Origin of the sequence: Pedobacter ginsengisoli (assembly GCF_030244015.1) — a bacterium.
GTDB lineage: Bacteria > Bacteroidota > Bacteroidia > Sphingobacteriales > Sphingobacteriaceae > Pedobacter > Pedobacter ginsengisoli.
The window spans coordinates 789,769-801,554 of record NZ_JASSYX010000004.1 but is presented as its reverse complement, the minus strand read 5'-3'; the positions used below and the strand labels follow the sequence as shown (position 1 = coordinate 801,554).

General features: G+C 42.3%; 10 protein-coding genes and 1 pseudogene. 5 read left to right on the top strand and 6 right to left on the bottom strand.

Annotated elements, in window-relative coordinates; all coding sequences use genetic code 11:
* Together QEP08_RS20825 and QEP08_RS20820 are read right to left on the bottom strand one after the other, a co-directional pair.
* Nucleotides 1–546: pseudogene (locus QEP08_RS20825) on the bottom strand (cytochrome c biogenesis protein CcdA); the annotation flags it as partial.
* A gap of 29 nt (nucleotides 547–575) precedes the next feature.
* Entirely contained in the window at nucleotides 576–1,373 is a 798-nt protein-coding gene (locus tag QEP08_RS20820; RefSeq protein WP_285060712.1) for a biotin--[acetyl-CoA-carboxylase] ligase, read from the bottom strand.
* A gap of 41 nt (nucleotides 1,374–1,414) precedes the next feature.
* Here QEP08_RS20820 and rsfS point away from each other — a divergent pair, with 41 nt between their 5' ends.
* The 4 genes from rsfS to QEP08_RS20800 all read left to right on the top strand — a co-directional run bounded on the left by rsfS (nucleotide 1,415) and on the right by QEP08_RS20800 (nucleotide 5,759).
* Entirely contained in the window at nucleotides 1,415–1,789 is a 375-nt protein-coding gene (rsfS, locus tag QEP08_RS20815) for a ribosome silencing factor (RefSeq protein WP_285060711.1), read from the top strand.
* A 30-nt stretch (nucleotides 1,790–1,819) separates the two neighbouring features.
* Nucleotides 1,820–3,904 (top strand): ATP-dependent zinc metalloprotease FtsH, encoded by a 2,085-nt coding sequence (gene ftsH, locus QEP08_RS20810; RefSeq protein WP_285060709.1) that lies wholly within the window; start codon nucleotides 1,820–1,822, stop codon nucleotides 3,902–3,904.
* 62 nt (nucleotides 3,905–3,966) lie between these two features.
* The gene (locus tag QEP08_RS20805; RefSeq protein ID WP_285060706.1) at nucleotides 3,967–4,611 is read left to right on the top strand and encodes a LutC/YkgG family protein; all 645 of its coding nucleotides are present in this window, start codon (nucleotides 3,967–3,969) and stop codon (nucleotides 4,609–4,611) included.
* Nucleotides 4,612–4,676: 65 nt separating this feature from the next.
* Nucleotides 4,677–5,759 (top strand): 3-oxoacyl-ACP synthase III family protein, encoded by a 1,083-nt coding sequence (locus QEP08_RS20800; protein WP_285060705.1) that lies wholly within the window; start codon nucleotides 4,677–4,679, stop codon nucleotides 5,757–5,759.
* 80 nt (nucleotides 5,760–5,839) lie between these two features.
* On the opposite strand, the gene QEP08_RS20795 is transcribed toward QEP08_RS20800, so the two are convergent.
* The 4 genes from QEP08_RS20795 to QEP08_RS20780 are packed head-to-tail and all read right to left on the bottom strand — an operon-like array spanning nucleotide 5,840 to nucleotide 8,355.
* A complete protein-coding gene (locus QEP08_RS20795; protein WP_285060703.1) occupies nucleotides 5,840–6,583 on the bottom strand; it encodes a zinc ribbon domain-containing protein in 744 nt (247 codons plus the stop codon).
* Nucleotides 6,583–7,680, bottom strand: coding sequence for a Nif3-like dinuclear metal center hexameric protein (locus QEP08_RS20790; RefSeq protein WP_285060702.1), 1,098 nt, complete (start codon nucleotides 7,678–7,680; stop codon nucleotides 6,583–6,585). Before QEP08_RS20790 ends, QEP08_RS20795 begins: the two co-directional genes overlap by 1 nt.
* 20 nt (nucleotides 7,681–7,700) lie before the next feature.
* The gene (locus QEP08_RS20785) at nucleotides 7,701–8,060 is read right to left on the bottom strand and encodes a TM2 domain-containing protein (RefSeq protein ID WP_285060700.1); all 360 of its coding nucleotides are present in this window, start codon (nucleotides 8,058–8,060) and stop codon (nucleotides 7,701–7,703) included.
* Nucleotides 8,053–8,355 carry a DUF2752 domain-containing protein gene (locus QEP08_RS20780; protein WP_285060699.1) on the bottom strand — a complete coding sequence of 101 codons (303 nt, stop codon included), beginning with the start codon at nucleotides 8,353–8,355 and terminating at the stop codon, nucleotides 8,053–8,055. The genes QEP08_RS20785 and QEP08_RS20780 overlap by 8 nt, the downstream gene beginning before the upstream one ends.
* Nucleotides 8,356–8,435: 80 nt before the next feature.
* Here QEP08_RS20780 and mfd point away from each other — a divergent pair, with 80 nt between their 5' ends.
* The gene (gene mfd / locus QEP08_RS20775; RefSeq protein WP_285060698.1) at nucleotides 8,436–11,777 is read left to right on the top strand and encodes a transcription-repair coupling factor; all 3,342 of its coding nucleotides are present in this window, start codon (nucleotides 8,436–8,438) and stop codon (nucleotides 11,775–11,777) included.
* Nucleotides 11,778–11,786 lie beyond the last annotated feature (9 nt).

The following is an 11,786-nucleotide window of genomic DNA, read 5'->3' as shown; positions in this document are numbered from 1 at the left end:
AACCGCGAACACCACCAGCAGGAGAAAGAAAAAGAAATTGAAGGTGCCGCTGCTGCTGAAAGCGTTCAGGCCTGATGACCCGAAGATCAGCGTGATCAGCAGACCGAAGGCCACGTAAATCACGATAATGGAAAGCCCGTAGATCAGGGCTTGCCCTATCCCCTTTTGCCGGCTCCCGGCGCGCTTGGTGAAATAACTGATCGTCAAAGGCACCATCGGAAAGATGCAGGGCATCAGAAAGGCCAGAAAACCCCCGGCCAATCCTGCGATAAAGGTCTCCCATAAGGTTTTTTCCCGCTCAGCTGATGCAGGTGTTTTTGCCCCGGGTTTGTCATCTGATGAAACATCAGCCGATACAGCAGGACGGTCTTTGGAGATTGTGTCTTTTGAGATCTTGTTCGCTGCGCTATCTTCCGAAGAGCCGATCTCCGTAAACACCAGATCATCCACTACTGTTGAATCTTGAGGGGGCCTGACGGAAGTACTCGCTGGCCTAAAAGCCACAAATAATGTCAGCAACCCTAAGATTAAAAGTATTCTCTTCATTTATTTTTACAATAAGGGCGTGAAATTACTTATAATTTTTCAATCCTTTCTTCGGAAGTTCCTGTTATGAATTCTATTTCTTTAAAATTATATGCCTTAGTACTTCCCGCTGTCGCGACAACGAGCGCTCCATCAGGTGTTACGTTTTCTATTACTCCTTTAAATGGTCCGTTCTTATCTTTAAATGTGGCAATTTGTCCAAATTTATAAAGTCCCGAAAGATAATCCTTAGTCAAATCATCAGAATTCCCCTTCAACCTGAGATACTGTCCTTCTATATGATTGCATACTTCGGCCAACAGCTCAATTAAATTAACATTTTCCTGTAAAATTTCATTAAGAGACACAGCCGTTTTCACTTGCTGAGGACTAAAGACCAGTTGATTTACATTAATGCCAACACCGATAACAGCAGTCTTATACTGGTTGCCAGATATGCTGTTTTCTATTAATATTCCTCCAAGCTTCCTTTCAAGAAAATAGATATCATTGGGCCATTTTATAGTTATATGCCCCCCTACCCATGTTTTTAGTGCGTTTCTTATGGCGATACTGATTGCCATATTTAACCTGAATTGCCTGTTTACCGGTAGAAATGCCGGTTTTAAAAATATACTGGCAGTCAGATTCAGTCCGGGTTCGGCATGCCATGTATTTTCTTGTTGACCCCGGCCTGCATACTGGTTATCTGCCATAATAACAGTCCCTTCTGGTAATGGCTCGGAATTTGACACCATCCTTTTCAAAAAGTTATTAGTAGAATCAACCGCTGATAATCTTATAAGATTTTGACCAACAAATAATGTTGAAAAAGTGTTATTTTGCAAGTGTTGATTGTATATTTGTTTATCAAAATTAAAATATTTTAATGGTAAAAAAGAAAATCGTAAACCTTTCTACATACCTCTCAGAAATAGCCGTTCACGGCATACAAGAAAAAAAAGGCAATGATATTGTCCGTTTAGACCTTAGAAATCTTAACAGTTCAGTTTCTGACTATTTCATTATATGCAGCGCCAATTCTGCTACTCAGGTAAAAGCCATCGCCGATAGCGTTGAAGAAGAAATTTATAAAAAAACACAGACTAATCCATGGAGGAAAGAAGGACAGGAGTCTGCTGAATGGATTATACTTGACTATTTTGACATTGTAGTGCATATATTTAAAACTGAAAAGCGTGATTTTTACGGAATTGAGGATCTATGGGGAGATGCCCAAACTACTTCATTCCAAAGCGCTTAATCATTCACAAACACATTTTTTGATTTAACGATGAAAGAGAATCCAAATACAAAACCAAAACTGATAAAGAGAATTCCTAATATTCCTAAAAAACCTCAGAAAGGCCCTAAATTTAATATTTTTTGGGTCTATGCAGCGATTATTCTGGGCCTTATCTTATTACAGTTTTTATTTAGTGCAGACAATAGCAAGCAAGTTCCATATCGTACTTTTGAAACGCAGATGCTTATCCCCGGCGACGTCCAACGACTCATTGCCTATAAACACGAAGACCTTGTAAAGGTTGAGGTCTTTATTAAAAAAGAAAGGCTTTCCGATCCAAAATATAAGGAATATATCAGTAAGAGTAACTTTAGCTCTACAAGCAGCCCTACAGTATATTTCACAGCAGGATCAATGGATGCCCTCGATACACAACTTAAAGAGTCACAAAAAAATGTGCCTCCGGCGCAACAGATTCTTGCCGAAAAAGACACCAGACAAAGTTCTTTTAACTCCTGGTTCTTTACAGTTATCATTCCGGTACTGCTGTTTATCGGCTTCTGGATCTTTGTAATGCGCCGCATGGGTGGCGGCGCAGGAGGAGGCGGCGGTCAGATTTTCAATATTGGAAAATCTAAGGCAACATTATTTGACAAAGAAAGCCAGGTAAATGTGACTTTCAATGACGTTGCCGGCCTTGAGGAGGCAAAACAGGAAGTAATGGAGATTGTCGATTTCCTCAAAAACCCTAAAAAGTACACTAACCTGGGCGGCAAAATCCCAAAAGGCGCGTTGCTGGTCGGCTCACCAGGCACAGGTAAAACTCTTTTAGCTAAAGCCGTTGCAGGCGAAGCACAAGTTCCATTCTTTTCCCTGTCCGGTTCTGATTTTGTAGAAATGTTCGTTGGCGTGGGTGCCTCAAGAGTAAGAGATCTTTTCAAACAAGCTAAAGATAAAGCACCATGCATCATTTTTATTGATGAGGTAGATGCGATTGGACGGGCAAGAGGTAAAAACAGCATGATGGGCGGAAACGACGAGCGTGAAAATACCCTTAACCAGTTATTGGTTGAGATGGATGGTTTCGGTACTGACTCAGGCATTATTATCCTGGCAGCGACCAACCGTCCGGACGTATTGGATACGGCATTATTGAGGCCAGGAAGATTTGACAGACAGATATCAATCGACAAGCCGGATTTGGTTGGCCGTGAACAGATTTTTAAGGTTCATCTTAAGCCAATTAAGACCTCTGAGGAAGTAGACGCCAAAAAGCTGTCCGCTCAGACACCGGGATTTGCAGGCGCAGAGATCGCTAATGTTTGTAATGAAGCGGCTTTGATTGCCGCTCGCCGTAACAAAGAGAGTGTGGACATGCAGGACTTCCAGGACGCTATTGACAGAGTTATTGGTGGTCTGGAAAAGAAAAACAAGATCATTTCACCTGAGGAAAAGAGAATTGTTGCTTATCACGAAGCGGGCCACGCTATTGCCGGATGGTTCCTTGAGCATGCAGACCCATTGGTGAAAGTATCTATTGTACCTCGCGGAGTCGCAGCACTGGGATACGCTCAATACCTGCCTAAGGAACAGTTTTTGTATACTACGGAACAGTTGACAGACGGCATGTGTATGACAATGGGCGGGCGTGTTGCTGAAGATATCGTTTTTGGAAAGATTTCGACAGGCGCACAAAATGACCTGGAAAGAATTACAAAGCTATCTTACGCGATGGTGACTATTTACGGCATGAATAAAGCCGTAGGTAACGTTTCGTTCCATGACCCGCATAATGAATACAATTTCAATAAGCCTTATTCGGAGAAAACATCAGAAATAATTGACAATGAGGTTCGTACATTAATCTCTGAGGTTTATAAGAGGACCAAAGAATTGCTTACTGAAAAAAGGGAGGGGCTCGAGAAATTAGCTCAAAAATTGATAGAGAAAGAGATTCTGTTCCAGGCCGACCTTGAAGAAATCCTGGGTAAACGTCCATTTGATAACCGAACCACCTATGATGAATTTGTAAACGGAACCGGGGATCAAAAACCAGCGGCAGAAGGATTATTACATGATGGTGTAGGTGAAGCCACAGAATCCTCAACCTCTATTACACCGACAGAATCTTAATAAGAATAATATTATGGTGGCAGTCATTTCGAACATGAAATGACTGCGAATCCATTTTTTGTATGCAAGAAAATATAACTTCCAAAGAGCTCATGCTAAAAAAGATAAGGAAAGCCCTTCTTGAAAAAAGAGACAATCCTTATCCAAATTTAGAAGACACTCCTTTATACAAAGAGAGCGAAGAAATACTTGAGGTCTTATTTGCGGAGCAGCTAACAGCCGTTTCAGGAAATTTTATATACTGTGAGAATGGAATAGAATTTATTGAAAATATCCTGCAGCTGGCGGACAAGTATAAATGGCGGAAAATATATTGTTGGGAACCTGAACTTCAGGAACTTTTGACCGAATATGAGTTCCCCTTCTACAAGACAGATAAGGATTTTGAACTCGCTGAAGCAGGCATAACATTATGTGAAGCGCTTATTGCCAGAAACGGATCTGTAATCGTGTCTAATCAAAATTCGGCTGGCCGCAGACTAAGCATTTTTCCCCACCATCATATCGTTATTGCCCGCACAGGACAAATAGTTATGGATCTCAAAGATGCTTTCAGGCTCATTAAAGACAAATATGGAAGTCAGCTCCCAACTATGCTGAGTACCATTACCGGCCCAAGCAGAACCGCAGATATTGAGAAAACTTTAGTGCTGGGGGCACACGGCCCCAAGGAATTATTTGTATTTTTAATTGAAGATTTTATTTAAATCTTTCATATATAATAAAATTATTTTAGTTTTATACTCTAGACCAAAACAGTCTACGGTTCAAAATGAGCACTACACCAAATTTATACGCAGTTATTACTGGTACAGGCAGCTATATTCCGGAAAACATTATTCCAGGAGCCTCTTTCTTAAATTCTACTTTTTATGAAAACGGAGTGCTTCTTGATAAAGAGATGTCTTATGTTATTGATAAATTCACGGAGATAACTGAAATTCAGGAAAGACGATATATTGATCCGGACCTGGTGAACAGCGATATCGCGGCCATTGCTGCACAGCGGGCTATTGAAATGGCAGGCATTGACAAGGAGGAGCTTGACTATATTATTTTTTGCCACAATTTCGGGGACGTAAAAAATGGCAGCAATCGGATGGACATACTGCCTTCGCTGGCAGCAAAGGTCAAACAAATATTAAATATCCAGAACCCTGATTGCGTAGGCTATGACCTTATTTTTGGTTGTCCTGGCTGGGTTCAGGGTGCTATACAAGCCAATTATCTAATTAAAAGCGGAGATGCCAGTAAAGTAATGGTAATTGGCGCAGAAACGCTTTCAAGGATTACAGATGTGCATGACAGAGACAGCATGATCTTTTCAGATGGTGCTGGTGCTGTGATATTTGAAGCCCAAACCGCCGATAATGAGATTGGCATACTGGCCCACAAAACACAAACCTATGCCGTAGGTTATGGATCACTCCTCGTTATGGGTAAAAGCAATAATCCAAACGAGAACAATGGCAACACTTATCTTAAAATGAACGGCCGCAAACTCTATGAATTTGCAGTAACAACCGTCCCTCAGGTTGTAAAAAAAGCAATAGATAAGGCAGGAATAAATATTACTGATATCAAAACGGTATTTATTCACCAGGCTAACGGGAAAATGGATCACGCCATCATGAAGCGGCTGTTTAAGCTTTATGACTTAGACACCGTCCCCGAGAACCTTGTCCCTATGACCATTTCATGGCTGGGGAACAGCTCCGTAGCGACCATACCTACATTGCTTGATCTCTTCTTAAAAAACCAGATTAATGGATATCAGGTCGAACCCGGGCAATACGCTGTTTTTGCGTCAGTTGGCGCAGGAATGCACATCAATGCTTTTGTTTACCGGTTTTAAGGCTATTTATCCCATCAAAAAATACGTGTACAAAAAAGGCCGGAAACAGTTTCCGGCCTACTAAATTTCTTAAAGTCTAATTAAGCAAGCGCTACTTCCTGAGTTAGTGCTTCATCAACCAGAATCCTTCCGCAATGTTCGCAAACAATGATTTTTTTGCGCTGGCGAATATCTAGCTGGCGCTGAGGGGGAATCTGGTTAAAGCATCCGGAACACGAATCCCTGTCAATGGTTACAACTGCCAGACCATTATTTGCATTTCCTCTTAATCTTTTATAAGCGACTAAAAGCCTGTCCTCAATTCCAGTTTCTGCTTTTTCTGCTTTCTTAGTTAAAGACTCCTCTTCCTTTTCAGTCTCCGCAGTGATGGTTTGAAGTTCGCCTTTCTTAATCTCCAGATCTCTCCTTCTTGATTCCAGATCAGCAAGTGCTTTTTCATAAACCTCAGTTTTCTGAGCAATGTCAAACCCGAATTCTCTGATTTTCTTTTCGGAAACCTGAATATCCAGTGTCTGAATCTCTACCTCTTTAGTCAAAGCATCATACTCGCGGTTGTTCTTAACGTCCTTTAGCTGTGTCTCGTATTTTTTGATCAGATTTTGAGCTTCTTTGATCATATTTTTACGCGTTACGATTGAATCCTCGGTATCATCCAGTTCACCTTTGAATTTTTGGATACGTGTTTCCAGACCTGCCACTTCATCTTCCAGATCAGCAACTTCCATTGGCAACTCACCGCGGATCTGACGTATTTTGTCAATCTTTGTATGAAGAGTCTGTAACTCGTATAAATCTTTTAGCTTTTGCTCTACTGTTTGTTCCATTAAATGAAATAATTTATGGGGTTTGTATTATGCTCCGTTAAACGGATTGCAAAGTTAGGAAATTTTTCTTGAATAATATCTATCAACAAATCAGATGTAAATTGTTCACTTTCAAAGTGTCCGATATCTGCAATCACCAATTTTCCCTCAGCATCAAAAAACTCATGATATTTAAAATCGGCGGTAACAAAAGCGTCGGCGCCAGCTGCTATCGCGTCATTTAACAAGAAGCTACCTGAACCTCCGCAAACAGCAACTTTTTTTATTTTTTTAGGTAATAACGCAGTGTGTCTGATCACGGTTGCGTCCATTCTCTCCTTTACCATTCGCAAAAACTCCTTACTGTCTATTTCCTGATCCAGCCAACCTATCATCCCCGAACCCACGGTCTCCAGTTTGTTTTCCAGGGCATAAATATCATATGCCACTTCTTCATACGGATGGCTTTCCAGTAAAGCCAACAATATCCTGCGTTCATTCTGAACAACAAATACAGTTTCAATTCTTATTTCGGGCTCATGATGCTGCACTCCTTTTTCACCGGCATAGGCATTTGTGTCTTCATTTCCTTTGAAAGTACCAAACCCTGAGGCATTAAAACTGCAGTCGCTGTAATTGCCGATGTGTCCGGCCCCGGCTTCAAACAGAGCTTCACGTACCTTATCTGCATATTCAGTTGGGCAAAATGTAACCAGCTTCTTCAGGAGGCTATTTTTTGGCCTCAACACTTTCAGGTTTTGTAATCCCAGCCTTTCGCAAATTATACCATTGACCCCATTCTTCACATGATCGAGGTTGGTATGAATTGCATAAAGCGCAATGTTATGGCGAATGGCCTTCAAAACCACCCGTTCAACATACGTTTTTCCGGTGATCTTCTTAAGTCCTTTAAACACAATCGGATGATGTGTAATGATCAGATTGCAGTCTTGTAAGATCGCTTCATCTATGATCTGTTCCGTACAGTCCAGCGCAACAAGCGCAGCATGCACTTCCTGATCGGGGCTTCCAATAAGCAGTCCCGAATTGTCATAATCTTCCTGGTAGCTTGCCGGTGCATAGGCTTCCAGGTGTTTGATCAAAACTGATAGTCTCATGCCTTAAAAATACAAAAACCTTATTGGATATTGCCCATCTTTACCATTTGCAAACTTTCAAATACCATTTTCTGGTTGTATTCAAATGCCAGGCTTTTATGATTCACTAAATCAATGATCGTCCCGATCGCACATAAACCATAAGTGAAGAAGTATAAAATCCCCATCCCGATCTGACCGACTAAAAACCTGGCCAGTCCGGGCACAAAAAAACCCAATATACAGTACAATACCATATCGTCGGGGTTCCTTCTTTTGCTGCTGTAGATCATCAGAAAACCTCTCAGTTGCTGATCACTGAATCCAGTAGTTGCTGTTTGCAAGTACGAATATTCCTGGGGTGTGATTCCAGGCAATGACATAAACGGTGACTCAAACATATCTTTTCTCCTTATATTTTATTTTAAATGATTTAATATTCAATTTTATCAATCCAACAATCCTGAAAACAACAATGAACAGCGCCGGGATTCCAAACCAGTGGTGTTTCCAGCTTTCAGCAATGTTGCCATGCAGCAGTTGTGTTATCGCCCGGCCCACTCCACAACCCGGGCACGACTCTATTCCAAGATTTGCCAGCGGACAAAGCGTAAAATGATGCGCATGTCCGTATTCCTCAGGCGTTGCTAATCCCAGCGCCGTTAAAGCCAACACCCAAAAAATGAGTTCTTTCATGTTGTCCCCTTTATAATTATAGATGGATTATTCCACACTTTGTTACACCTAAAGCTAATCATAAATATTACATTTGTGTTGTGAACATCCGCGACCTGATTAACAGATACAAAACAGATGAGCGCATTGTCGCACTGACAAAGGCCCTGAATGTGGGCAAAGGAGGTAAACTTCAACTAAAAGGCTTAGTTGGTTCAGCAGATGCGACAGTTGCAATAGCTGCTTACTTTTTATTGCATAAACCTGTTTTATTTGTCTTACCAGACAGGGAAGAAGCATCTTATTTCCTGGCCGATCTTGAAAGTATCCTTGACAAGGAGGTCTTGCTTTTTCCTTCATCCTTTCGTAAAGCATTTGAATTTACGCAGGTGGATACCGCAAACGTACTGGCACGGGCTGAAGTACTCAATGAACTCAATCATCAAAGCGAATATGGGCAGATCGTTGTTACCTATCCAGAGGCGCTGGCCGAAAAAGTGATCAACCGCAGCCTGTTAGAAAAGAATACCTTAGAGATTAGTCTCGGCGCAAAACTTGGGATAGATTTCATCAATGAATTCTTAATAGATTACGATTTCAACCGTACAGATTTTGTTTACGAGCCCGGACAATTTTCCATCCGCGGGGGTATTGTTGATATTTTTTCCTTCTCGCATGACCTGCCATACCGCATAGAATTCTTTGGTGATGAAATAGAAAGTATCCGTACCTTCGAAATCGAGAGCCAGCTTTCTGTCGACGACGTCAAATCCCTCACCATTATTCCAAATGTACAATCCAGGTATCTGACAGAAAATAACATCAGTCTGCTGGATTATATTGAAAAAGACACGCAACTTTGGTTTAAGGATGTGGAATTCACACTTGATATTATAAAATCCGGTTACAGAAAAGCCACGGAACTTTGGAAAGCACTTCCCGCCAAAGAAAAGCAGGAAAATGCAGACTGGATTGACCCCAGGTTCGCTTTTACAGATGAAAAGATGCTCGGTGACATGCTCCATGATTTTACATTGATTGAGTTCGGCAAGCGGTTCTTTTACAAGACGGACCAGGTATTCCAATTTGAGACCAAACCTCAGCCATCTTTCAATAAAGATTTCAGTCTGCTGATCCATAACCTTAAAGAAAACGAAAAACAGGGCATACACAATTTCATATTTAGTGCTTCGGTTAAACAGACCGAGCGTCTGTATGCCATTCTTGATGATATCGACAAGACAGCAAAGTTTAGTCCGGTCAACATCCCGCTCAGAGAAGGTTATGTAGACGCGCAACTGAAAGCCGCTTTCTATACTGACCACCAGATCTTCGATCGCTTTTATAAATACAAGCTAAAAAGAGGCTACCAGCGCAGCCAGGCAATCACTTTAAAAGAACTCCGGGACCTGAAGCCCGGCGACTTCGTGACCCACATAGACCACGGCATCGGCAAGTACGCAGGTCTGGAAAAAGTAGAGGTCAATGGTAAGACACAGGAAATGATTCGTCTTGTTTATGCAGACAACGACCTGCTTTATGTAAATATCAATTCGCTAAACCGCATTGCCAAGTATAGTGGCAAAGATGGTACGGCACCGAAAATGAACAAGCTGGGCACCGAGGCCTGGGACAAGCTCAAAAAGACCACTAAAAAAAAAGTTAAAGATATAGCCAGGGATCTTATCAAGCTTTATGCATTGAGAAAAGCACAGGTAGGTACCGCATTTGATCCCGACGGCTATCTGGAGACGGAGCTGGAGGCTTCATTCATCTATGAAGATACCCCCGATCAGGAAAAAGCGACCAGCGACGTAAAAAAGGACATGGAAGCGCCACATCCCATGGACAGGCTGGTATGCGGCGACGTTGGTTTTGGAAAGACCGAAATCGCCATCCGTGCAGCATTCAAAGCGGTAGCAAATGGCAAGCAGGCCGCGGTATTGGTTCCTACCACTATTCTCGCCCTGCAGCATTTCAAAACATTCAGCGGTCGGCTCAAAGGCTTCCCCTGCACTGTAGATTATATCAACCGCTTCAAAACCAGCAAGCAGATTAAAGAAACCTTAGCGGCAGTGGCCGATGGAAAGGTAGACATCATCATTGGCACCCATCGCTTGCTCAGCAAGGATGTCAAGTTCAAAGACCTGGGCATCATGATTATCGATGAGGAACAAAAATTTGGGGTAAGTTCCAAAGAAAAGCTTCGTGCCCTCAGGGTCAATATTGATACACTTACGCTAACAGCCACGCCAATTCCACGTACCCTTCATTTTTCTCTGATGGGAGCCCGGGATCTCTCTATAATGAGTACTCCCCCGCCAAACCGCCAGGCAGTAAATACCGAATTGCATGTATTCAATGATAAGCTGATCCAGGAATCCGTCCAATATGAGCTTGACCGCGGCGGGCAGGTCTTCTTCATACACAATCGGGTCAATGATTTACCACAACTGGGGGGGCTCATCCAAAGACTTGTTCCGAAAGCAAGAATAGGAATAGCACATGGACAGTTGGATGGCGATCAGCTGGAAGACGTGATGCTTGACTTCATCAACGGAGAAAAAGATGTTCTGGTGGCAACGACCATTATCGAGGCCGGCCTCGACATTCCAAATGCAAATACGATCATCATCAACCATGCCCACATGTTTGGCCTCAGCGATCTCCACCAAATGCGGGGCCGCGTAGGACGTTCCAATAAAAAAGCATTTTGCTACCTGCTTAGTCCTCCCTTAAGCACACTTACTTCTGAAGCCAGAAAACGGCTCAGTGCCATCGAGGAATTTTCAGATTTGGGCAGCGGCTTCAATATTGCAATGCGTGACCTCGATATTCGCGGCAGCGGAAACCTTCTGGGCGCGGAGCAAAGTGGCTTTATAGCTGAGATCGGCTTCGAAATGTATCACAAGATCCTTGATGAAGCCATTCAGGAACTCAAGGATGATGAATTCAAAGGCCTGTTTAAAGATGAACCCCCGCGGCCCTTTGTCACCTTTACACAAATAGACACAGATCTCGAGCTGTACATCCCCGACGATTATGTGACCAATATCACAGAAAGATATAACCTATATACAGAACTTTCCAGGATAGAAAATGAGCACCAGCTCAAGGCATTTGAATCGTCGCTGAAAGACAGGTTCGGTCCTGTTCCCCATCCTGTCAAAACCATGCTCAAAGTGTTGAGGTTACAATGGGTCGCCAGGAAACTTGCCTTCGAAAAGATCACATTCAAAAAGGGAACTTTAAGGGGCTATTTCATTACCGATAAGCAATCTCCCTTCTTCGATTCCAAAATGTTCAATAAAATATTGCATTTTGCACAGATTCACCCCAGGTTATGCAACCTTAAGGAAGTCAAAGACAGCTTGCGTATTGCATTTGACAACCTTAACACAGTAGATGAAGCAGTAGAAATGCTGGAAATGGTAGTCAATTAAAATCAAGGA

Coding starts and splice junctions, on each gene's coding strand:
- QEP08_RS20785 (WP_285060700.1), bottom strand. CDS start 8,060: ATGTTTGAGTCACCGTTTATGTCATTGCCTGGAATCACACCCCAGGAA.
- QEP08_RS20790 (WP_285060702.1), bottom strand. CDS start 7,680: ATGAGACTATCAGTTTTGATCAAACACCTGGAAGCCTATGCACCGGCA.
- QEP08_RS20800 (WP_285060705.1), top strand. CDS start 4,677: ATGAGCACTACACCAAATTTATACGCAGTTATTACTGGTACAGGCAGC.
- rsfS (WP_285060711.1), top strand. CDS start 1,415: ATGGTAAAAAAGAAAATCGTAAACCTTTCTACATACCTCTCAGAAATA.
- QEP08_RS20795 (WP_285060703.1), bottom strand. CDS start 6,583: ATGGAACAAACAGTAGAGCAAAAGCTAAAAGATTTATACGAGTTACAG.
- ftsH (WP_285060709.1), top strand. CDS start 1,820: ATGAAAGAGAATCCAAATACAAAACCAAAACTGATAAAGAGAATTCCT.
- QEP08_RS20805 (WP_285060706.1), top strand. CDS start 3,967: ATGCAAGAAAATATAACTTCCAAAGAGCTCATGCTAAAAAAGATAAGG.
- QEP08_RS20780 (WP_285060699.1), bottom strand. CDS start 8,355: ATGAAAGAACTCATTTTTTGGGTGTTGGCTTTAACGGCGCTGGGATTA.